Below are 21,907 nucleotides of genomic sequence, written 5' to 3' on the forward strand. Positions count from 1 at the left end.
AAATGAGTGACCTTGTTCCCGCTGTCGCCGGTGGCAGTAGCCCTTCGGTGCTGACGCCGCTGACAGATCCCGCGCTCGGCGGCGCTTCGGCGCGGCTGCGCGCCTTCATGGGCCAGACGTCGGTTCGCCGCGCCCTGCCCTGGTTTGCCGGCATGTCGGCAGCCGGGCTTGCCGGCGTGCTGTGGATGACCATGGCCCCTGCCCCGCAGCGGATGCTCTATTCGCAGCTTTCCGACAACGAACGCGCCCAGGTGGTCGCCGCGCTCGACAAGGCGTCGATCCCCTACACAATCGACAATTCGACCGGCGCGATCACCGTGCCGGAAAGCGATCTCTACAAGGCGCGCATGGTCGCCGCCTCGGACGGCGCGATCGCCGCGCCCGAAACCGGGCAGCAGATGATCGACAAGCTGCCGATGGGCGCAAGCCGCACATTGGAAGGCCAGCGCCTTCAGGCCGCGCGCGAGCGCGAGCTGGAACTGACGATGATGGAAATCGACGGCGTGGAAGCCGTGCGCGTCCATCTTGCCGAACCGGAAAAGTCGGTGTTCGTGCGCGACAACGTCGCGCCTTCGGCATCGGTGATGGTCAAGCTTGCCCGTGGCCGCCAGCTTTCCGACAGCCAGGTTTCGGCGATCGTCAACCTGATGGCGGGATCGGTGCCGGGCCTGTCGGTCGATTCCGTGAAAGTGATCGACCAGCACGGCCGTCTGCTGTCCGCCGCCAAGGCCGGCGACAGCGATCGCATCGAAATCCAGGGCCGCATGGAGGACAAGCTCCGTCAGCAGGTTTCCCAGTTGCTGACCCCGATGCTGGGCGATGGCAACTTTTCGAGCGAGATCCAGGTCGATCTGGACATGGATCAGGTGACCTCGGCCCGCGAAAGCTATGACAAACAGGGCGCGGTCCGCACGGAATCGCAGTCCGCTTCCCAGTCGGCCGGAGCGGCCGGCGCGATCGGGGTGCCCGGTGTGCTGTCGAACACGCCGCCGCCGGCGACCACCGCCCAGCCTGGCGCGCCGCAAGGCACGCCGGCACAGGGAGCGCAGGCCGCCAACGGCCAGGCGCCGGGAACTCCGGGTACGCCCGGAACGCCCGCCACGCCGCCCGCCAATGGCGAAAGCTCGTCCACGCGCACCTACGAACTGGGCCGCGAAGTGGCCGTGTCCAACGTGGCGCCGGGCAAGATCAAGCGCCTGTCGGTTGCCGTGGCCGTGAGCCAGGAGGCGATGGCCAAGGCCAAGCCCGCCGATATCGAACAGATCAAGCAGCTCGTCAGCGCCGCCGTTGGCGCGGACCAGACGCGCGGAGACCAGGTCGCCGTTGCCATCCGCAGCTTCAAGCCGGCGGTTGTCGAAGCGCCCAAGTTCTACGAAACGCCGTGGTTCGCCACGATCCTGCGCAATGCCGTTGCCCTGCTCGCGGTGCTGCTGGTGCTGCTGCTGGGCGTGCGCCCGCTGATCAAGGCGCTGAAGCGTGATACGGCCGCATCGAAGCGCAACAAGGCTGAAAACGACGACGAAGAGGCAGCGGAGGATGGCGAAGGCGCCGTTTCCGCCCCCAAGCCGCTGGTCGCCAAGGCCGATCTGCGCCCGGCGCAGGACGCCTCCACGGGCGTCGTCGATACCGAATTGCTGAGCCGCCAGGTTGGCATCGCCCAGCGGCTGGTGAAGGAAAAGCCTGACAGCGCCGTTGCCGCCCTGCGCCAGATGCTGAAGGAAAACACGGAGGAAGCGGTATGAGCGACCTGTCTCCCATCAGCGGCGCCGAACGCGCCGCGGTGATGGTCATGCTGCTTGAGGACGAGCAGGCCGCCGAAATCCTCGGTCAGCTTGAACCGGAAGAGCTGCGGACGCTGGGCGAGAAGATGTGCGCGCTGGGCGAGATCGGCCCGATGGCGATCGCGCAGGCGATCACCGGCTTCGTCGAACGCACTGAACGGCTTGGCCTGACCGCGCACGACCGCATCGGCCAGGTCCGTTCGCTGATGACCCGCGCCGTGGGCGAGATCAAGGCGGAAAGCCTGATGCAGCGCATCACGCCGGCCGACCTGCCGCGCACCTCGCCGCTGGAACTCGCGCGCTGGCTGACGCCCCAGGTGCTGACCCCACTGATCCGCGACGAACACCCGCAGGCGATCGCGGTGCTGCTGGTGCAGCTCGATCCGGAAGTGGCCGCTGCCGTGCTGCACGCGCTGCCGGACAACATCCAGCCGCAGGTCGTGCACCGCATCGCCACGCTGGGGCCGGTTTCGCCGGATGCCATCGCGATGCTCGAACAGATGCTCAACCGCCGCATCGGCGAATGCCATGGCCAGTCGGTGATGACGATGGGCGGGCCGCGCGAAGCGGCCGACATTATCAACGCCGCCGCGCGCGCCGTCGAAAAGCGCGTGATGCCCGAGATCAACAAGATCGACAAACAGCTCGCCAAGCAGATCGAGAACGAGATGTTCAAGTTCGAGCACCTGTTCGTGCTCGACAGCAAGTCGATGGGTTCGCTGCTGCGCGAAGTGGACAGCGACACGCTGATCGCCGCGCTGAAGGGCATTCCGGACACGCAACGCGAGGTGTTCTTCGACGCCATGTCCTCGCGCGCCGCCGATGGTGTGCGCGACGAGATCAACGAACGCGGCCGCATGAAGATGGCCGAAGTGATCGAGGCGCAGAAGGCCATGGTCACCGCCGCGCGCCGGCTTGCCGCCGAAGGCGTGATCGTGTTCGGCGCGAGCGACGACGATTATGTCTGAGCCGACCCGCGCGGTTGCGCTTTCCGCATTGACGGAACGGCGCGTCGGCTTTGCCCCGGACAAGCGCTTCGTGGGCGGCGGCCGCATGGAAGTATCGCCGCTGGCGCGTCGAGCCCAAACGCCGCCTGCCCCGGTTGTCGAGCATGTCCCTGAACCGGAGCCTGAAAATCCGGTCACCCGCGCTTTCGCGGATGGCTATGCCAAGGGCCACGCCGAGGGACGCGGCGCCGCCGAAGCCGAAGCGGCGATCGCGGACGCCACGCGCCACCGGATCGAAATGGCCATGACGCGGATGGACGGTGAACAGCTTGCGCTGCTGCACGAACGGCTGCGCGAAACGGTTCTCGCCTTGTGCCAGTCCGTGCTGGACGAAGCCGCCATCGCGCCCGACCGGCTTACCGAACGCGTGAAGATCGCCGCCGGAATGCTCGCGCGCGCGCAGGACGCGCGTATCGTCAGACTGCATCCCGAGGATCTTGCACTGGTTGCCCATAACCTGCCCGAAGACTGGCACTTCGAACCTGATCCCGCCCTCGAACGCGGCTCCATCCGCGTGGAAGGCGCGCAGGGTGGCGTCGAGGACGGGCCGGAACAGTGGCGCATCGCTTTGCAGGAGGCGCTTCGCGCATGTTGAATCCCGCGCTCGCGCCGGACGCCATCCCTCCTTCCCGCATGAACCCGGCCCTGGCGATGCTCCACCGTTTCGCCGCGGCGGAGCCGGACCTGGCGCCGGCGCGCTATGGCCTGCTGACGGCCTGTGATGGCGGCATGCTGGAAGTGACCGGCCTTTCCGTACCGATCGGCACCCAGTGCCGGATCATGCACGGGCGCGGTTCGCTGGCGGCCGAAGTCATTGGCTTCCGCAACGGCAATACCCTGATGATGCTGCTCGGCGATCCCGTGCTGCTGCGCCCCGGATCGCGTGTGAAACCCGAAGGCCGCCCCGGCATGTTGCCGGTGGGCGAAGCCTTCCTGGGGCGCGCGGTCGATGGCGAAGGCAAGCCGATCGACGGCGGCGCCCCGATCGTCGCGCAGAAGGAGTGGCCTTCTGGAGGCGTCCGCGCCGGCGCGCTGGATCGCAGCCCCGTCCGCCAGACTTTCGATACCGGCGTTCGGGCGCTCAATGCCATCACCACGTTCGGGGTCGGCCAGCGCATTGGCATCATGGCCGGTTCCGGCGTCGGCAAATCGGTCCTGCTCGACATGGTCGCGCACGGGGCCGAGGCGGAAATCGTCATCGTCGGCCTGATCGGCGAGCGCGCGCGCGAAGTGTCCGATTTCGTCGAACGCCACATGAATGGCGAGAAGCGGTCGCGCAGCGTCGTGGTGGCCGTTCCGGCGGATCACGCGCCGAACCTGCGCATTCGCGGGGCGTTGCTCGCCACCAGCCTGGCCGAATACTTCCGCGCGCAAGGCAAGCGCGTTCTGCTCATCATGGACAGCCTGACCCGCGTGGCCCACGCCGGGCGCGAGATCGCGCTCTTGCTGGGTGAACCCGGCGCGGCGCGCGGCTATCCGCCGTCCGCGCTGGCGACGATCACCAAGCTGGTCGAACGCGCAGGCAACTCCGCTGCCAGTGGCGGTTCGATCACCGGCCTCTACACAGTGCTGGCGGATGGCGACAACCAGGACGATCCGGTGGTCGATACCGCCCGCTCGATCCTCGATGGCCACGTCGTGCTCTCACGCGACCTCGCGCAGCGCGGGCAATATCCGGCCATCGACATCGCCGCCTCGCTCAGCCGCGTGATGAACGACATCACCGCGCCGCGACACCAGAAGCTGGCGCGCGATTTCCGTGCCCTGATCGCCAGTTACGAAGCCAATCGCGATCTTGTGCTGATGGGAGCCTATCGATCGGGCGCGGACCCGCAGCTCGATCGGGCCATCGCCATGCATGACGAGCTGACGCAGTTCCTGTGCCAGCCGGCGCCCGAAATCGTCCCGCTCGATGCGAGCGTCGCCGCGTTGACCAAGCTGCTGGACCATGAAGGCTGAACGCGCCAAACTTGCGCGCCTGCAACGCCTGGAACGCATCCGCGACATCGCGCGACGCAATGCGCTGGTCGAAGCGGGAGTGGCGGAGGGCACCCTTGCCCAGTTGCAGGGGCTGGCCGAACGCACTGCGCGCATGTCGCTCGACTATGCCGCGCGCAGCGATGCCGAAGACGCGGCCGCGCTCCAGCACCTGCACCAGTTCGTGCGCGGGCTGGACGAGGTTACCAACGGAACCCGCGCCGACATGGAACGGGCGCGCGCCATCGCCGATGCAAAGGCCCGCGAAGCCGCGGAAGCCGAACGCAGGCGGGCGGCGGTGGAGGAGAGGGTCGAGGCCCAGTCCCAGCTCATTGCCCGCAAAACGGCGGCCAACGCCGTGGCATTGACGGCAAAAAAGGCATTTGGCACGAACCTTGAATAGAAGATCGCGGAACCACCAGGGAGTCCGCGATGTTCGAAATTGCCGCCTTCAATTCTGCGACGGCCGCGCGTGCAGGCAGCGATGCCGCACTGTCCGCGATCGACGAGAATGCAGGCAGTCCGGCGTTTCAAGCCGTTCTGGACCAACGGCGGGCGTCCGCCGCTCGCAATGCGAACGACGATCGCGCCGCGTCCACCCAACGCGATACGGCAAAACCGGCAGACGATTTGCCGGCAAGCGGCAAAACCTTGCCGGTTGCCGGCAAGACATCCGGCAACGATGACGATGACGCCTCCGAAAAGGACGAAGATCGCAAGGATGCCGAGGCCCGGGCAACGGCAAACATCGATCCCGCACTGATCGCCAGCTTTCTGCGGCAAACGCAGGCGAACGGAAACGCCGCTGGCGCTTCCGATGCCACCGGCGGCGCAAGCGCGGCCGCAACCGCTCCCGCCCTGCCCGCCGCCATCGCGCAAACGGCCAAGGCCGCTGGCGCGCAGATCGTCAATGCCCTGGGCATTCCCGAAGACGTCGCGGCCGCCAAGCTCACGCTTGAGCCGCAAGGCGCGGCACCGGCGGCGACCACCGGCGACAAGGCGCAGGCCGCGGCCCACGCCGCAGCCCCGCAGACGGCGGACATGCTGGCCCAGGCGATGGCGCCTTCCGAAACCGCCCACAAGGCACAGTCCGCCACGCTTGCCGCCGCCGTCTCCACCAAGGTAGAGAGCGATGCCCTGCCGACCGACGGCTACTCGCTTGCCGCCATTCAGACCGCGCCGGCCACCGCCGCGCAGCCCCAGGGCGCCGCGCCAGCCAACGGCGCTTCGGCGGCGCAACCCGTCAACTTCGCCACGCTGGTGGAAACGATCGCCCGCGCGAAGGAAGAAGCTGGCATGGGAACGGTTGGCGTTTCGCTCGCCCACGCCGAATTCGGCAAAGTCTCGCTGCAGTTCCGCCAGGAACACAATGGCCTGTCCGTGGCGATGAGCAGCGCCGACCCGGCCTTTGCCCCTGCCGTGGCCGCCGCCAGCCGCGCGGAAGCCGGCTCCACCAACGCCGATGCCAACGCGCCGCGATCGGAAGCGCAGCCGCGCCACGCCGGCGGCCAGGCGCAGACCTCGGCCGACGGCGCAAACGCGCAGGGCCGCCAGGGCCGCGCGCCGATCGCCGATACGCGTCCCCAGACCGCCGCGCCGCGCGTCGGCAGCCAGGACACCGCGACCGATCCCAACGCTGACGGCATCTACGCCTGACGCGCCCCACCATTCCACGAATACCGATCGAAGGACCTCGCATGAGCGATAAGAAGGACAAGGAAGCCAAGCCGAAGAAGGGCGGTGGCATGATGATGAAGATCGGCATGGCCGTTGGCCTGATCGCCGTCGGCGGCGGCGGGGCTTACGGCCTTGTCGCGGCCGGGATCATCGGCGGCTCGCACGAGGCGAAGAAGGAAGACAACACGCCCAAGCTGATCCGCAAGGGCGCCAAGGACCCCTTCGCGCCCGTGGCCAAGGAAGGCGAAGGCGAAGGCGCGGCGGCCGAAGGCGCCGAGGGCGATGGCGGCAGCGAATACCGCACGCTGTACTTCAGCTTCGCCGAGGATTTCACGTCGAACCTCAAGGATTCCGACGCGCTCGTGCAGACGAGCATCGCCGCTTCCACGCGCCGCGATTATCGCGTGATGCTGTGGCTGAAGAAGCATGAGCTGGCGCTCCGCTCCGCGATCCTCGCCGATCTCGCCGATACGCCCGAAGCGGACATCCACACTGCCGAAGGCAAGGATCGCCTGCAGAAGCGGCTGACCGCCACGATCAACAAGGTGCTGACTTCGGCCGAAGGTTTCGGCGGAGTCGACGCGGTCTATTTCAAGACTTTCATCGTCCAGTAAGGCAACCATGAAGCCAGAACGCGCCTTTATTGCCGAACGCCCGCTGGCCCAGCACAGCGAAGCGTTGCTGCGCCCCGGCCCCGGACCGGCGGAACTGATCCCGGCGCTTTCCCGCGCCACGGAACGGTTCGCCCGCTCGCTCCGCGTCGCGCTTGCACCGCTGCTGGGCAACGAGGGACCGCAGGTGGCGGTTGCCGAACCGACGAGCTGCAACTTCAAGGAATTCGTCACCACGGTTGAATCGCTGGCGGCAAACAGCCTGATGGCAGCCGGCTCCCAGGCTGCTCCGCTGCTCTGCACGATCGAGGCGGAAGCGGTGCTCAGCCTGGTGGACCGCGCGTTTGGCGGCCGCGGCCAGGTGCCGGAGGTGCTTCCCCGCGAATTCCCCCTCTCTGCGGAACTGATGATCGACCGGCTGGAACGCCAGATCGGCATCGGGCTGGCCGCCGCGCTGGGATCGAATTCGGCGGACGCCGTCCAGCCGATCCGCCGCGACAGCAGCCTGCGTCAGCTTCACCCCTTCCCGGCGGCGACGCAGCTGGCCGTGCTGACCGTGTCGGTGACGGAGGAAGGCCTCGCACCGTGGACCATGCGGATCGCGTTCCCGCTGACCACGCTGGCCCACCTGTTCGGGCATGGCGAGAAGCCACCGATCGCGCGTACCCGCGTTGGCCCGGCCGATCCGCTGTCGCAACCGTTCGCGGACATGCCGCTGCCGGTCAGCGCGCTGCTGGTCGACGTGGCGCTGCCGCTTTCCACGATATCGTCGCTGGAAGTGGGGCAGATCCTGTCCCTGCCGATCGCCCGCAACATTCCGGTCCGCGTCGGCAAACGAACGATCGCGCACGGAACGCTTGGCTCGGTCGATGACCGGGTCGCCATCCAGATCACCAACCCTTCCTGATTTTGCCAGACCACACGCATTCGAACGAGGCACCCCATGAGCTTTATTCCCCGCAGCTTTGATCTTCTGAAGGACGTGGACGTCCGCCTGACCGTGGAACTCGGTCGCACCGAAATGAAGTTGAAGGACGTTCTCGGCCTGAGCGAGGAAAGCGTCATCATGCTCGACCGCCAGACCGACGAACTGCTCGACGTCATGGTCAACGGCAAGCTCATCGCGCGCGGCGAAGTCGTGGCGCAGGGCGATCGCTTCGGCCTTCGCATCGTCGAACTGGCGGGCGACGCAACGCCTGTCGCCTTCACCGGAAAGGGCGAGGCCGCCTGATGTTCTGGTATATTCTCAAGCTGCTGATCCTGCTGCCGCTGATTGGCGGCCTGGCCTGGGCCAGCCTGAAGTTCGCCAAGCGGATGGAAGGCAAGTTCGGGCAGGGACAGGGCACGCGTTCGGTGAAGATCATCGAAACGCAGATGCTTTCGCCCACCCTGCGGCTTGCCGTGCTGGAATTCCACGGTCGCGAAATCCTCGTCTCGGCCTCGAAGAACGGGCTTGTTGCCCTGGCCGAAGCACCGGCGCGCAGCGCCTCGCACGAGCCGCTGATCGACACCACGGCCTGACGCCGCCCACCCGCAGGATCTTCTTCGCATGCGTATCTTCGGCCCCCTGGCATCCGCCCTGTTCAGCGCGTTCCTGACCATTTCCCTGATTTTCGGCAGCGTGCCGGCCGCCCATGCGCAAGCCGTGGCGCCCGCTTCCGCCGCCCCCGCTTCCACCATCGCCGCGCAGGCCGCGCCCGCTTCAGCCCCGGCTGCCGCGACCCCGTCGCCTTCGGCCGTTTCGGGCGCGCTCGACCGCGCCTTCGGCCAGATGGCCGGCAACCAGCAGGGTGGCAGCCTTTCGCTGTCGCTGCAGCTCCTGCTCATCATGGGGCTGCTCACGATCCTGCCTTCGCTGGTTCTGATGATGACCAGCTTCACCCGCATTCTCGTGGTGCTGGCGATCCTGCGGCAAGCGCTGGGACTTCAGCAGTCGCCGCCGAACCAGGTGCTGATCGGCCTTTCGCTGTTCCTGTCGCTGTTCGTCATGGCGCCGACGCTGGACAAGGTGAACGCCAACGCGATCCAGCCCTATGCCGCCGGCACGATCAACGCCGAACAGGCGATCAGTGCGAGCGGCAAGGAATTCCACGCCTTCATGATCCGCCAGACGCGCGAGCACGATCTGTCGATGTTCGCCGACATGGCCCACGCGCCCCGGTTCACCAACGCCGCCGACGTGCCGTTCTCGATCCTGCTGCCGGCTTTCGTGACCAGCGAGCTGAAGACCGCCTTCCAGATCGGCTTCATGCTGTTCCTGCCCTTCCTGGTGATCGACCTGGTGGTTTCGTCGGTGCTGATGAGCCTGGGCATGATGATGATGTCGCCAACGGTAATCTCTTTGCCATTCAAGCTTTTGCTGTTCGTTCTTGTGGACGGGTGGGCACTGCTGATGGGCAGCCTTGCGGCCAGCTTCGGCTAGGAGGAGACGCGCCATGGACGATACTTCCGCCCTCCTTGCCCTTGCCGACCGGATGCTGTGGGTGACCGCGCTGGTTGCCGCCCCGGTCCTGCTCGCCTCGCTGGCCGTCGGCCTTGTCGTCGGCGTCATCCAGGCGGCGACCTCGGTGAACGAACAGACGCTGACCTTCGTGCCCAAGCTGGCGATCATTGCGCTGGTCCTGGTGCTGCTGGGCGGCGCGATGATGGGCCTGATCGGCGATTTCATGAAGGACATCTTCGCCCAGATCGCGGCTACCGGGAACTGAGCGCCACCCGATGATCCAGCTCAACTTCGGCTTCGGCGGACTGGAACATGAGTTCTGGCGGATGCTGTTCGTGATGACGCGGATCGGCGCCGCCATCCTCGCCGCCCCGCTGTTCGGCGCGATGGCCGTTCCCTATCAGCTGCGCGTCGTGCTTTCGGCATCGCTGGCCATCATGATCTGCGCCTGGTCGCCGGTCGCCCCGCCGCCGGCGCTGCTGTCGCTGGCCGGGCTGATGGCCACGCTCAACGAGATCATGATCGGCCTGTCGCTCGGCTTCGTGCTCCAGCTTTCCTTCGCCGCGCCCACGATAGCCGCCGAAGTGATCGGCGCCAGCATGGGCATGAGCATCGCCACCGCCGCCGACCCTTCCAGCGGCGCGCATTCGCCCGCGCTCGGCCAGTATTTCGCGGTGGTGCTGACCGTGCTGTTCCTGGGCCTTGGCGCGCATCTCAACTGGATCGCGCTGATCGTGGAAAGCTATCGCGCATTCCCGCCCGGCAGCGCCTGGTTCGCGCCCGGCCGGTTCGAAATCATCATGGGCTTCGGTTCGGTGATGTTCGCCACCGCGCTTTCGATCGCGCTGCCGGTCACGCTGCTGCTGCTGCTGGTGCAGGTGATGACCGGCGTGATCAGCCGGTCGGCCCCCAGCCTCAACCTGTTCTCGCTGGGCCTGCCCGCCGGCATTCTTGCCGGACTGGTCGCCCTGATCGCCGCGATGCCGCTGCTGACCGACCGGCTGGAAGACCTTTCCGCCGCCGCCGTCACGCAGGCCGGCGCGATGATCGCCAAGTAGGAGCGCCGCCGTGGCCGAGGACAATGGCGAAAAGACATTCGCCCCAAGTGAGAAGCGCAAACGGGACGCCGCCAAACGCGGCGACGTATTGCGCTCCCGCGAAGTCACCACCGCCATTGCCGTGCTGGTGGGCGCCGCCTGGCTGAAGTTCGCCGGCCCCTGGGTGCTGACCGAACTGGGCGATACCGCCCGCGCCGGCTTCACCTGGGATCGCGGCACGCTGGAAGATTTCTCGCCCGATCAAATGATCGTGCCGGCCATCGTCGCGCTACTGCCGCCGGTGCTGGTCCTGGGCGGCCTGATCATGGCCGCCTCGCTCGGCTCGCAGATCGGCCTCAGCGACGGACGCTGGGTAGGCAGCAACCTTGCCCCCAAGGCATCGCGGATCAACCCGCTTTCGGGCCTGAAGCGGATGCTCGGCCTGCAGGGCTGGATCGAACTGGGCAAGGGCCTGGCCAAGCTCGCGCTGCTGGGCAGCATTGCCTACCTGTGGATGCGTGGGCGGATTTCGGGCCTTGTCGGCCTGGGCGGCGGCGAAGTCAGGATGCAGCTGGCCTACGCCTGGGATTCGCTGCTTTCCCTTCTGTTCATGCTCGCCGGCGGGCTTGTCCTGATCGCGATGATCGACTTCCCGGTCCAGTGGGCACGCCGCTTCATGCGCCTGCGCATGAGCCACCAGGACATGCGCGACGAAAGCAAGGAAGCCGAAGGTTCGCCCGAAAAGAAGGGCGCGATCCGCAACAAGCAGCGCCAGCTTGCCATGGGCGGCGTGCAGAAGGCGATGCGCGAGGCGCAGTTCGTGATCACCAACCCGACCCACTTCTCGGTCGCGCTGGCCTACGATCCGGACAAGGCCTCTGCCCCGATCGTGCTGGCCAAGGGCCGTGGTGAAAAGGCGCTGGCGATGCGCGAACTGGCCGCGGAACTGAACGTGCCGACGCTGGAATACCCCGCACTTGCCCGCGCCGTGTACTTCACCACGCGCGAAAACCAGGTGATCCGCGAGGAACTCTACGTCGCGGTCGCCTCCGTCCTGGCTTTCGTCTTTTCGCTCAAGCGCGGCGAGACGCCGCCCGCGCCGCAGGTGGACGTGCCGATCGAGGTTCGCTTCGACGCGGACGGCCGACCGGAACGCCAGACAATGCATTGATCCGTCACCCCTTAACTCACCAGCCAAGGGACCGTTCTTTTCGTCATGGCTACGACCTCATCCACTTCGAGCACGACCTCGTCGACATCATCCTCGTCGGTTACGTCGACATTGCTGTCGGCCCTCGGCGGTGGCAGCGGCATCAACATGGCGTCGCTGGCGGAGCAGCTTTCGTCTGCGCAGTACGCGAGCCGGATCGACCAGCTCAGCACCAAGTACGACAAGCTGACGACGCAGATCTCGGCCGCGTCCACGCTGAAAAGCATGATTTCCTCGCTGGCCACGTCGCTCGGCACGCGCGTGCGTACGGGCGACCTTGCCGTGACGCCGACGATTGCCAACGCGAGCGTGGCTACCGTCACCAAGGGAACGCTTTCGGGCAGCGGCACCTATTCGCTGGAAGTGACTTCGGTCGCCAAGAGCCAGACGCTCAGCTCGCCCGTCTATGCCGCGTCGACCTCGACCGTCGGTTCGGGCACGCTGACGCTGAAGTTCGGCACCGTGTCCGGCTCCTCCTTCACCGAGGATACGAGCCACAGCGCCGTCAACATCACCGTGCCGACCGGCGCCACGCTCAGCGATGTGGCAACGGCGATCAACGCTTCGGGCGCAGGCGTCACTGCCTATGTCGCGAACGGCTCCAACGGCGCGCAGCTGGTGCTCAAGGGCAAGAATGGCGCGGCCAACGGCTTCGTCCTGGAAGCGTCTGAGAACGCCTCCGATCCCGGCTTGTCGAATCTCGCCTGGTCCCCTTCCGGCGATCTTTCGCGCCTGACCACGACGGCCACCGACGCGGTGTACAAGCTGGACGGCGTGCAGCGCACGAGCACGTCCAACACGATCACCGATGCCGCGCCGGGCCTGACGCTCAAGCTGACGGGCACCAACGCGGGTTCGCCCACGACGATCGGCTTTTCCGATCCGACCAGCGCGATTTCGACGGCGATGACCGATCTCGTTGATGCGCTGAACTCGGTCGCAAGCGAACTGAAGAACGATACCGATCCCAACACGGGTGCACTGAACAACGATCCCGGCGCGCGCTCGCTGCAGAACACGCTGACGACGCTTGGCAGCACGGTGATCATGCCCAACGCCGCGGCCGGCGCGCCCAAGACACTTTCCGATCTCGGCCTGGTGATCCAGCGCGACGGCACGTTCGCGCTGGATTCCAACCGCCTGTCCGCCACGCTGGCGAACTATCCTTCTGAATCCGCGGCCATGTTCACCAACGGCCTGTATGGCGTCTATGCCTCGTTCGACAAGATCTCGCGCAACCTCACCTCGGCAGTGGACCCCAGTTCGCTGACCGGGACCGTCAACCGCCTGACGGCGGCGCAGACCAAGGCCGCGAGCGACAAGAGCGATCTTGCCGCCCAACAGGAAACGCTGCGCCAGCAGATGGTCAGCCGCTTCGCCTCGCTCGACACGCGGCTTAGCGCGTCGAAATCGACGCTGTCCTTCCTGCAGGCGCAGATTTCCGCCTGGAACTCCAAGAGCTCCAGTGGCTGATGCGGTATCTCCGGGATCCCAGCGAAGCCTATCGCCGGGTCGATTTTGACGCGCGCGTGTTTGGCGCCGATCCGCGCCAACTGGTGGACCTGTGCCTGGAACAGTTCACCGGCTCGCTATCGCGCGCGATCTACGCGGCAGGGCGCGGCGACAACGCCGCGAAAAGCGCGGCGCTGACGCGCGCGGTTTCCTCGCTGCTGGCGCTGGAAATGGGGGTGGATACCAGCAACCCCACCGGCCCGGCGCTCATCCAGCTCTATCAGGCGGCACGGCGCTCCGTGCTCGATTCCGCGGTGAACTTCGACGCCGACCGTCTTTCCATAATCCGCGCCGATTTCCTCGAGATCCGGCAGGCCATGCTGCAAGCGGCGCGCGGCTGACGCCACGGCCGCTTCATTCGGCTACCTTCCGGGATTGCTAAAGGATTGATCGATCCGGACCGGTCGCGGACACATCTGTCCGCCGGTCACGATCCCCCGCACCGGCCCCGCCCCTTGTCCCCGAAGGCAATGGGACGCACGGTCCGGATCGATCGTCGTGCCGGCATCGGGTCAACACCGCCCGATGCCGGCCTCAACCAATATGGCAACAGCCGATCATGGCGGTCGCGAGTTCATCGAGCGCCACCTCGCGCGAGGCGGCATCGAGTTCGATGGCGGCCGTCGGCGCTTCGGCAACGAGCGCCGTCTTGCGGTCCTGCGCGAAGGTATCGCAGCCGGCATCGCGCAACAGCTTGAGCCCTTTCGCGCCATCGTTGCCCATGCCGGTCAGCACCGCGCCCACCGCGGGAACCGCGCCGCGCGCGATCGAGCCGTAGAGCAGGTTGGCGGAAGGCCGTGCGCCTTCGATCGGTTCGCGCGCGATCAAGCGAATACGAGGGGGTGTGCCCGGTTCCACGACGACGTGGCATTCCGGATCGGCCGCGATGTGGATCGTGCCCTGGCTGAGCGTCGCGCCGTCCTTCGCCGCCTTCACCGCGCACTTCAGATCGGTGTTAAGGCGCTTGATGAACGTTTCGACGAGCGCCGGTTCCGCCTGCAACGCCACAATGGTCGGCGGACAATTGGACGGGAAATCGGATAGCAGCGTCGTCAGCGCGTCGATCCCGCCCATCGAGGCGCTGCACGCCACGATGCGGCCGTTCCATTCGAACTGGGCATCCACCTGCTTCTGGTCGCGCACCGTCTTGCGATCGCGCACATTGCTGTTGGCGGCCGCCAGCACGATCTTGCCAAGTTTGCCGACCGACTTGTTGAACTGTTCCGGCGTGGCGCGCAGCGGCTTGGGAAAGCACTCCACCGCGCCCAGCTCGAAGGCCTTGAGCGAGGTTTCGGTGCCCGCCTGCGTCAGGCTCGACAGCATGACCACGGGCAGCGGATTGTGCTCCATGATCTCTTCCAGGAACTCGATTCCGCTCATGCCCGGCATTTCCACATCGAGCGTGATCACGTTCGGGCGCAGCGCGTCGATCTGGTCGCGCGCCTCGGCGGCGTTGGCCGCCGCGCCCACGACCCGGACGTTCTTCGCCTGGTCCAGAATATCCGAAAACAGCGCGCGCATGGCGGCTGAATCGTCAACGACAAGAACTCTTGCTTCGTGCATCTGCTTGCAAACCTTCGCCTGCAGGCGTGCCCAGGCGGCACCCCTTCACGGCAAACAGGCTTAACGCTTTATCACCGAGCAAATTGCATCCGAGGGGATAGGTATCTCAACCTAGGTTCTCCGCAAGGCAGCCTTTGCGCCTCGATGGTTAAATGCCTTCCAGCGAAACCGACCGGGCAGCCAGCCTGACGGGATCGGATGCACGCCACGCGAAGGAACCGTCACGATGCCGACCATCACCCTGCCATCGCGCTGCGATCGGGCCGCCGCCGAAGCGGTGCTGCCCACCATGATCGCAGCGCTTGGCTCAGGTCCGCTGCACATCGATGCGCGCGAATGCTCGCAGATCGGGCAGGCCATGCTGCAACTGCTGGTCAGCGCGCGGCGCTCGCAAGGAGGGGCGACCATTCTTCCCTCCCCCGTCCTGCGCGATATCGCCCGGCTGGCCGGCCTAGAAGCGGACCTGTTCGATGGAGGCGCGGCATGACGAGCGAGGAAATCCAGGCCATCTTCTTCGCGGAATGCGAGGAATCGCTGGCGGCCGCCGAAACCGGGCTGGCCGCCTGCCAGGCCGGCACACAGGACGATGACACCGTCAACGCGGTGTTCCGGGGCGTCCATTCGATCAAGGGCGGCGCGGGTGCGTTCGGCTTCATTGCGCTCCAGGCCTTTACCCACACGTTCGAAACGCTGCTTTCGGATGTGCGCGACGGCACCGTGCCGCTGACCGATCCGCTGATCGAGCTGCTGCTGCGCGCGCTCGATACGCTGAGCGATCATGTTGCCGCGGCGCAAGGCGCCGGCGAGACGCCGGAAGACACGGCCCTGCTGGCCGAGCTGACGGCGGCCCAGGCAGCCAACGCCGGTGGCCCAACGGCTCCGGCTCCCCAACCGAAGGCCAAGCCGGCCAAGGCCACCAAGGCGAAGCCGGCTCCCGAACCCGCGCCCGAAGCGCAGGATGCGCCCGATGCGGAGATCGACATCGATCTTGACGCCATGCTCGATGATCTGGCCGGGGCAATGGGCGGATCGTCACCCGATGCGGAAGGCGATGACGATGATGCGGCGGGCCGCTGGGAAATGCGCGTCCGGCCGCATGCCGGTGCCATGCGCAACGGCAGCGAGCCTGTGCTCATGCTGCGCGAAGCCATCGAACTGGGCGGCCGCTGCGAACTTTGCGACATCTCGGAAGTCCCGCCGCTCGACAAGATCGATCCGGAAACCGGCTATCTCGGCTGGCATTTCAGCTTCCCCGAAGACGTCACCGAAGCCGCCGTGCGCGACATCTTCGATTTCATCGGCGACGAATGCGATCTCGTGATCGGGCGCGGTCTCGCCATGCCGCCGGTGCAGTTGCCCGACCCCAAGCCCGGCAACGTCGCTCCCGCTGCCCCTGCCCCGACTTCGGCGGCGGTACAGGAACTTCCGCGTCCGGCCCCTTCCGCCGCGCCGGCGCCGGCTGCCGCCGCGAACCAGACGATCCGCATCGAACTGGGCAAACTGGACCGGCTCATCGACGCGGTGGGCGAACTGGTGATCGCGCAGGCGATGATGGCGCAGCGCCTCGTGAGCGAAGGCGTGACCGCTACCGAGGAACTGACCATCCTCGAAAGCCTGACGCGCGACATTCAGGAAAGCGCGATGTCCATCCGCGCGCAACCGATAGGATCGGTGTTCAGCCGCGTGCCGCGCATCCTGCGCGAACTGACCCAGTCCACCGGCAAGCATGTGCGGCTGGACGTATCGGGCGAAAGCACCGAACTCGACAAGACCGTGATCGAGCGGCTGGGCGAACCGCTCACGCACCTGATCCGCAACGCGGTGGACCATGGCATCGAGGAATCCGATCAGCGCGTTGCGTCCGGAAAATCCCCGGAGGGTACGCTGACGCTTTCGGCCGAGCACCGTTCCAGCCGGATCGTTATCCGCATCGCCGATGACGGGCGCGGCATAGACCGCGAGCGCGTGCTGGCCAAGGCGATCGAAAAGGGCCTCGTGCCCGCCGATGTCCAGCTATCGAAGGAAGAAATCGACCAGTTGATCTTCGCGCCCGGCTTTTCGACCGCGCAGACCGTGTCCAACATCTCCGGCCGGGGCGTGGGCATGGACGTGGTGCGCCAGAACGTGAAGGATCTGGGCGGCCGCATCACCATCGAATCCGAACCCGGCAAGGGCACGGCCTTCATCCTGACGATGCCGCTGACGCTGGCCATTTCCGATGGCATGGTCGTCAACGTGGGCGACCAGACGCTGGTCATCCCGCTGGCCAGCGTGGTCGAAAGCCTGCGGCCCGACATCGAGCATGTGAAGGGCCTGGGCACGCAGCGCGCGATGATCAACGTGCGCGGCCGGTTCATTCCGATCATCCCGCTCCACGCCGCCGTAGGCGCGCTGGGCGCTGCCGAAACGCCCGATCACGGCGTGCTGATCGTGGTGGAAACCGAAGGGGCCGGGCGCGCCGCGCTGCTGGTCGATGCCATTCGCGATCAGCGGCAGGTCGTGATCAAGAGCCTCGACACCCACTACCGGTCGGTCGAAGGCGTGGCCGGGGCAACGATCCTGGGCGACGGCCGCGTCGCGCTCATCATCGACGTGGACGGCCTTGTCGCGCGCAGCCTCTCCGCCGCCCCGGCGCAGGAGGCCGCATGAACATCGCCGCCGCGTTCGAACCGTCGATGCCCGGGATCAGCCCGGGCATCTACGACAACGACGATTTCACCGCCATCAGCGAGATCGCGCACCGCGAGGCGGGGCTGGTCCTGCCACCGGGCAAGGCGATGCTGGTCTATTCGCGCCTCGCCCCGCTGGTGCGGGATTCGGGCTGCGCCACGTTCGGCTCCTATGTCATGCGTATCCGCGAGGATGGCGAGGAACGCTCGCGCGCGATCTGCGCCCTCACCACCAACCACACGTTCTTCTACCGCGAAGCGCATCATTTCGAGCACTTCGCACAGGAATTGCGGTCGGATTTCGTGAAGCGTCTGGAACGCGGTGGCAAGCTGCGCATCTGGTCCGCCGGCTGCTCTAGCGGCGAGGAAACCTGGTCGCTGCTGATGACCCTGCTCGGCCCCGAACGGAACGCCGGACTGGCGATCGCGCAGCGCGACGTGCGGATGCTGGCCAGCGACATCGCGGTCCACGCGCTGCGCAAGGCCAGTGCCGCGCGCTATCGCGCCGAGGATCTGAAGCCCATGCCCGAACGCCTGCGCGAAGCCTGGTGCCGGACCGACGGCGCGGACGCCACGATAGTGCCCGAAATGCAGGCCCTCGTCCGTTTCCGTTCGCTCAACCTGCAAGGCCCGTGGCCCATGCGGGGGGAATTCGACGTGATCTTCTGCCGGAACGTCATGATCTATTTCGACACCCCCACCAAGGAGCGGCTGGTCGCCCGCTTCGCCGAAAAGCTGGCGCCCGGCGGCCACCTTTACATCGGCCACAGCGAGCGCGTGACCGGACCGGCGCTGGACCACCTTACTAGCGTCGGCCCCACCATCTATCGCAAAGGAGGCAGCCGATGAGCCGCCGCCCGATCCGCGTCGTCGTCGTCGAGGATTCTCCGACCATGCGCGCGATCATCCATACGCGCCTGTCCAAGGAAGATGACATCGAAGTCGTCGCGTCCGCCGCGAACGCCGCGGAAGGCCGCCAGATGATCCGCGAGCTGGACCCCGACGTCGTCACGCTCGACGTGGAAATGCCGGGCATGAACGGCCTGGATTTCCTCGAGAAGATCATGAAGCTGCGCCCAACCCCGGTCATCATCGTATCGGGCGCAACCCAGCAGGGCAACGAAACGACCGCCCGCGCGCTGACGCTGGGCGCCGTCGATTGCTATGCCAAGAGCCAGATTTCGGGCACGCTGCCGCTCGACGATGGCGGCAAGCTGGCGCGTCTCGTCCGCGATGCCGCGAAAGTGAGCTTCGCGCGCGATGACGCACCGGCCACGCCCATGGCCGCCGCCCCGCCTCCGCCGCCTCCAGCGACCAGGAAGGGGCCGCCCAAGGTCATCGTCATCGGCTCGTCCACCGGGGGCGTGGAAGCCTTGCACACGCTGCTTTCGCAGTTTCCCGCCGATTGCCCGCCGACGCTGGTTGTCCAGCACATCAACGAGCGCTTCACCGCAGCCGTAGCGCGCACACTGGACGAAGCTTGCGCCGCCCGCGTGGTGCTGGCGCAACCCGACCTGCCGCTGCGGCCGGGCCATATCTATTTCCCGCCCGACAACGATCGCCATCTTCTGGTCGGCGGGCCGCAAATCCTGCGCACGAAGCTGCGCGCCGGCGATCGCATCTCCGGCCACCGGCCCAGCGTGGACGCCCTGTTCCAGTCAGCCGCGGAAATAGCCGGCAAGGACGCCGTGGGCATCTTGCTGACCGGCATGGGTTCGGACGGTGCCAGCGGGCTGCTGGCCATGGCGCGTGCCGGCGCGCTGACGATAGCGCAGGACGAAGCGACCTGCGCGGTCTTCGGGATGCCGCGCGCCGCCATCGCGCTGGGCGCCGCCAGCATCGTCGCGCCGATCGACCAGATCGCCCGGCACACTTTCAGCAAGGCCGCCTGACATGTATCATCGCCCTCTCCTTCCTTCCCATCCCCAGCGCCGCACGGTCATGCAGGGCCAGGCCTTCGCCAGCGACGGTGCGGACGAGGAATTCACCACCGTCCTGGGCAGTTGCGTGTCCACCTGCCTCTACGATCCGGAAGTGCGCGTGGGCGGCATGAACCACTTCCTGCTGGCCGAGCCGCCCAGCCCGAACGCGGCGATCGACGTCCATTACGGCGTCTATCTGATGGAAGTGCTCGTCAACGAGATGCTGGCGCGGGGCGCGCGGAAACACCGGCTCAAGGCCCATCTTTATGGCGGCGCGAACGTGAACCGGACGATGATGAAGATCGGTTCGATCAATGCCGAATTCGCCCGTGGCTTCCTGATCCGCGAAGGCATCGTGCTGATGCGCGAGGACCTGGGCGGCACGCAGGCGCGCCGCGTCGATTTCCGGCCCGCCTCGGGGCAGGTCCGCTGCCGCGTGGTGGAGGAACGCCTTGCCCCGCCCGTTCAACCCACCACCCGCCCGCAGAAGGCGTCGGGCGACGTCGAACTGTTCTGACAGGGAACCCCTCTCACTCGAAAGCGAACCACGACATGACCAAATCTACCCGAATCCTGACTGTCGACGACAGCCCCAGCATGCGCGCCCTGCTCAACCACGCCCTCGCCTCCAACGGCTTCGACGTGGCGCAGGCGGAAGACGGGATGGCCGCGCTCGACTGGCTGGAAAGCAACGAAGTCGACGTCGTCATTACCGACATCAACATGCCCCGCCTGGATGGCTTCGGCCTGATCGAGCGCCTGCGCGACGGCGAACGGCACCGCGATCGCCCGATTCTGGTGCTCACCACCGAAAGCTCGGACGAGAAGAAGGCCCGCGCCCGCGCCGCCGGCGCGACCGGGTGGATCGTGAAACCGTTCGATCCCGCCAAGCTCGTCGCGGCGGTCCGCCGCGTCACCCATTGATGGCTGGACGGGAGACAAACCGATGATCCGCGAACTGATCACATTCGAAGTCGAAGGCCAGGTCTTCGGGCTGGACATCATGTCCATCCGCGAAATCCGCGCCTGGTCGCCCACGACGCGCCTGCCGCGCGTGCCGTCCTATGTCGCGGGCGTGGTCAATCTGCGCGGCACCGTGCTGCCCGTCGTCGATCTGGCCGCCCGCCTCGGCTGGAACGCGACCGAACCCACGCCCCGCCACGCGATCATCGTCACCCAGATGGACGCCCAGATCGGCGGATGGATCGTGGATGCCGTCAGCGACATCGTCACCGTGCCGGAAGAGGCGTTGCAACCGCCCCCGCCCAGCACCGGCCAAGACACGGTCATCCCGTTCCTCGAAGGGCTTGCCGCCATCGATGAACGCATGGTCATGGTTCTCAACCTCGCCGCGCTGAGCAACGAAGCCCAGCTCGCCGAAGCCGCCTGACGCATGGAGGATACCGATGAACCAGGAGGCCACGCACCGGCAGATCGCCATCGTCCTTGAGGAACTGTCGCAGGAAGTCGAAGCGCTTGGCGCGTCGCTCTGCCTCGATCCCGATATCGTCGTCCGCCACATGACCACCCTGCAGGCGATCGACATGATCGGCCAGAAACAGCGCTCGCTTGCATCGCTGCTGACGGCCGATTGCCCGGCCGCCAGTATCGAGAAGATCGCCATCGACGCGCTGCGGGAACGCCTGCGCCTGTTCGGATAGCGTCTTAGGGTCGGGATCGGGCCGCGCGCGCCGATGCGCGCGGTCCGATCCGCCCGTCGGCCGATCGCGCCTTACCCCAGGCGGATGCGAAATTGTGGGGAACCCAGCCGATGGCGGCTGGACTTCGCCCGTGGCCCTGCGCCATGGAATGTCGCCATGTGGCAACTCTATCAGTTTCCCCTTTGCCCGTTCAGCCGCAAGGTTCGCCTGCTGCTCAGCGAAAAGGGTGTCGGCTATGAACTGTGGCGCGAAAATCCGTGGGAACAGCGCGACGAATTCACGCGCATGAACCCGGCCGGCCGCACGCCGGTGCTGCATAATCCGGAACGCGAGATCACGCTGGTCGACAGCCGGGCGATCTGCGAATACTTCGAGGAAACGGTCGACAAGACGCCAATGATCAACGGCACCGCCGCCAACCGCGCCGAAATACGCCGGCTGGTGGCGCTGTTCGACGAAAATTTCTTTGCCGACGTCACGCATCCGCTGATGGAAGAACGGATGCGCAAGCGGCTGATCTACCGCCAGCCGCCCGACAGCCGCCTGCTGCGCGAGGCCATGCGGCTGGCCAACGCCCATCTCGACTATATCGACTATCTCATCGACAACCGCCCCTGGCTGGCCGGCGCGACGATGAGCCTCGCCGACCTTGCCGCCGCCGCGCAGATTTCGGTGGCGGACTACCTCGGCGGCATCGACTGGTCACAGCACGAACAGGCGCGCGGCTGGTATTCGGTGTTCAAGAGCCGGCCAAGCTTCCGCCCGCTCCTGTCCGAACGCATGGACGTGATCCAGCCGCCCTCGCACTACGGCGACGTGAACGCCTGACGCCGGCGT

General features: G+C 66.6%; 26 protein-coding genes. 25 read left to right on the forward strand and 1 reads right to left on the reverse strand.

Going from position 1 to position 21,907, the window contains the following annotated elements:
* Positions 1-2: 2 nt before the first annotated feature.
* From fliF to fliS, 16 genes are read left to right on the forward strand one after another with little or no spacing between them, the layout of a single operon-like run.
* Positions 3-1,742 (forward strand): flagellar basal-body MS-ring/collar protein FliF, encoded by a 1,740-nt coding sequence (fliF, locus tag FA702_RS06190; protein WP_136955417.1) that lies wholly within the window; start codon positions 3-5, stop codon positions 1,740-1,742.
* Positions 1,739-2,749, forward strand: a complete 1,011-nt coding sequence (gene fliG, locus FA702_RS06195; RefSeq protein ID WP_124809258.1) for a flagellar motor switch protein FliG — start codon at positions 1,739-1,741, stop codon at positions 2,747-2,749. Before fliF ends, fliG begins: the two co-directional genes overlap by 4 nt.
* The gene (locus FA702_RS06200; protein WP_136955418.1) at positions 2,742-3,383 is read left to right on the forward strand and encodes a FliH/SctL family protein; all 642 of its coding nucleotides are present in this window, start codon (positions 2,742-2,744) and stop codon (positions 3,381-3,383) included. The genes fliG and FA702_RS06200 overlap by 8 nt, the downstream gene beginning before the upstream one ends.
* Positions 3,384-3,439: 56 nt before the next feature.
* The gene (locus FA702_RS06205) at positions 3,440-4,747 is read left to right on the forward strand and encodes a FliI/YscN family ATPase (protein WP_370385512.1); all 1,308 of its coding nucleotides are present in this window, start codon (positions 3,440-3,442) and stop codon (positions 4,745-4,747) included.
* The gene (locus FA702_RS06210; protein WP_136955419.1) at positions 4,737-5,168 is read left to right on the forward strand and encodes a hypothetical protein; all 432 of its coding nucleotides are present in this window, start codon (positions 4,737-4,739) and stop codon (positions 5,166-5,168) included. The genes FA702_RS06205 and FA702_RS06210 overlap by 11 nt, the downstream gene beginning before the upstream one ends.
* Before the next feature lie 29 nt (positions 5,169-5,197).
* A complete protein-coding gene (locus tag FA702_RS06215; RefSeq protein ID WP_136955420.1) occupies positions 5,198-6,421 on the forward strand; it encodes a hypothetical protein in 1,224 nt (407 codons plus the stop codon).
* A 41-nt stretch (positions 6,422-6,462) separates the two neighbouring features.
* The gene (locus tag FA702_RS06220; protein WP_136955421.1) at positions 6,463-7,056 is read left to right on the forward strand and encodes a flagellar basal body-associated FliL family protein; all 594 of its coding nucleotides are present in this window, start codon (positions 6,463-6,465) and stop codon (positions 7,054-7,056) included.
* 7 nt (positions 7,057-7,063) lie between these two features.
* Positions 7,064-7,960, forward strand: a complete 897-nt coding sequence (locus tag FA702_RS06225; protein WP_124809263.1) for a FliM/FliN family flagellar motor switch protein — start codon at positions 7,064-7,066, stop codon at positions 7,958-7,960.
* A gap of 36 nt (positions 7,961-7,996) precedes the next feature.
* A complete protein-coding gene (fliN, locus tag FA702_RS06230; protein ID WP_124809264.1) occupies positions 7,997-8,284 on the forward strand; it encodes a flagellar motor switch protein FliN in 288 nt (95 codons plus the stop codon).
* Positions 8,284-8,574: a flagellar biosynthetic protein FliO gene (locus FA702_RS06235; protein ID WP_124809265.1), complete on the forward strand. Its 291-nt coding sequence runs from the start codon at positions 8,284-8,286 to the stop codon at positions 8,572-8,574. The genes fliN and FA702_RS06235 overlap by 1 nt, the downstream gene beginning before the upstream one ends.
* Positions 8,575-8,602: 28 nt before the next feature.
* Complete coding sequence (fliP, locus tag FA702_RS06240) at positions 8,603-9,475, forward strand: flagellar type III secretion system pore protein FliP (protein WP_136955422.1); 873 nt, start codon at positions 8,603-8,605, stop codon at positions 9,473-9,475.
* A gap of 13 nt (positions 9,476-9,488) precedes the next feature.
* Positions 9,489-9,761: a flagellar biosynthetic protein FliQ gene (locus FA702_RS06245; RefSeq protein WP_124809267.1), complete on the forward strand. Its 273-nt coding sequence runs from the start codon at positions 9,489-9,491 to the stop codon at positions 9,759-9,761.
* A 10-nt stretch (positions 9,762-9,771) separates the two neighbouring features.
* Positions 9,772-10,554, forward strand: coding sequence for a flagellar biosynthetic protein FliR (gene fliR / locus FA702_RS06250; RefSeq protein ID WP_136955423.1), 783 nt, complete (start codon positions 9,772-9,774; stop codon positions 10,552-10,554).
* Positions 10,555-10,564: 10 nt separating this feature from the next.
* Entirely contained in the window at positions 10,565-11,704 is a 1,140-nt protein-coding gene (locus FA702_RS06255) for a flagellar biosynthesis protein FlhB (protein ID WP_136955424.1), read from the forward strand.
* 45 nt (positions 11,705-11,749) lie between these two features.
* Positions 11,750-13,216, forward strand: a complete 1,467-nt coding sequence (fliD, locus tag FA702_RS06260) for a flagellar filament capping protein FliD (protein ID WP_136955425.1) — start codon at positions 11,750-11,752, stop codon at positions 13,214-13,216.
* On the forward strand, positions 13,216-13,596 hold the full coding sequence (fliS, locus tag FA702_RS06265; RefSeq protein WP_136955426.1) for a flagellar export chaperone FliS: 381 nt from the start codon (positions 13,216-13,218) through the stop codon (positions 13,594-13,596). The genes fliD and fliS overlap by 1 nt, the downstream gene beginning before the upstream one ends.
* A gap of 193 nt (positions 13,597-13,789) precedes the next feature.
* Here fliS and FA702_RS06270 read toward each other — a convergent pair whose 3' ends face one another.
* Positions 13,790-14,776, reverse strand: coding sequence for a chemotaxis protein CheB (locus tag FA702_RS06270; RefSeq protein WP_255504734.1), 987 nt, complete (start codon positions 14,774-14,776; stop codon positions 13,790-13,792).
* Positions 14,777-15,044: 268 nt separating this feature from the next.
* Here FA702_RS06270 and FA702_RS06275 point away from each other — a divergent pair, with 268 nt between their 5' ends.
* From FA702_RS06275 to FA702_RS06315, 9 genes are all read left to right on the forward strand, one after another.
* Positions 15,045-15,305 carry an STAS domain-containing protein gene (locus FA702_RS06275; protein WP_136955428.1) on the forward strand — a complete coding sequence of 87 codons (261 nt, stop codon included), beginning with the start codon at positions 15,045-15,047 and terminating at the stop codon, positions 15,303-15,305.
* Entirely contained in the window at positions 15,302-17,467 is a 2,166-nt protein-coding gene (locus tag FA702_RS06280; protein WP_136955429.1) for a chemotaxis protein CheA, read from the forward strand. Before FA702_RS06275 ends, FA702_RS06280 begins: the two co-directional genes overlap by 4 nt.
* A complete protein-coding gene (locus tag FA702_RS06285) occupies positions 17,464-18,336 on the forward strand; it encodes a protein-glutamate O-methyltransferase CheR (protein ID WP_136955430.1) in 873 nt (290 codons plus the stop codon). Before FA702_RS06280 ends, FA702_RS06285 begins: the two co-directional genes overlap by 4 nt.
* Positions 18,333-19,379 (forward strand): chemotaxis-specific protein-glutamate methyltransferase CheB, encoded by a 1,047-nt coding sequence (cheB, locus tag FA702_RS06290; RefSeq protein ID WP_136955431.1) that lies wholly within the window; start codon positions 18,333-18,335, stop codon positions 19,377-19,379. Before FA702_RS06285 ends, cheB begins: the two co-directional genes overlap by 4 nt.
* Before the next feature lies 1 nt (position 19,380).
* Positions 19,381-19,926: a chemotaxis protein CheD gene (locus FA702_RS06295; RefSeq protein WP_136955432.1), complete on the forward strand. Its 546-nt coding sequence runs from the start codon at positions 19,381-19,383 to the stop codon at positions 19,924-19,926.
* An 80-nt stretch (positions 19,927-20,006) separates the two neighbouring features.
* The gene (locus FA702_RS06300) at positions 20,007-20,333 is read left to right on the forward strand and encodes a response regulator (protein WP_305036249.1); all 327 of its coding nucleotides are present in this window, start codon (positions 20,007-20,009) and stop codon (positions 20,331-20,333) included.
* A gap of 22 nt (positions 20,334-20,355) precedes the next feature.
* The gene (locus FA702_RS06305; RefSeq protein ID WP_136955434.1) at positions 20,356-20,799 is read left to right on the forward strand and encodes a chemotaxis protein CheW; all 444 of its coding nucleotides are present in this window, start codon (positions 20,356-20,358) and stop codon (positions 20,797-20,799) included.
* A gap of 16 nt (positions 20,800-20,815) precedes the next feature.
* Positions 20,816-21,070 (forward strand): hypothetical protein, encoded by a 255-nt coding sequence (locus FA702_RS06310; RefSeq protein WP_124809279.1) that lies wholly within the window; start codon positions 20,816-20,818, stop codon positions 21,068-21,070.
* A gap of 156 nt (positions 21,071-21,226) precedes the next feature.
* A complete protein-coding gene (locus FA702_RS06315; protein ID WP_124809280.1) occupies positions 21,227-21,898 on the forward strand; it encodes a glutathione S-transferase family protein in 672 nt (223 codons plus the stop codon).
* The last annotated feature ends 9 nt before the right edge of the window (positions 21,899-21,907 follow it).

Origin of the sequence: Novosphingobium sp. EMRT-2 (assembly GCF_005145025.1) — a bacterium.
GTDB lineage: Bacteria > Pseudomonadota > Alphaproteobacteria > Sphingomonadales > Sphingomonadaceae > Novosphingobium.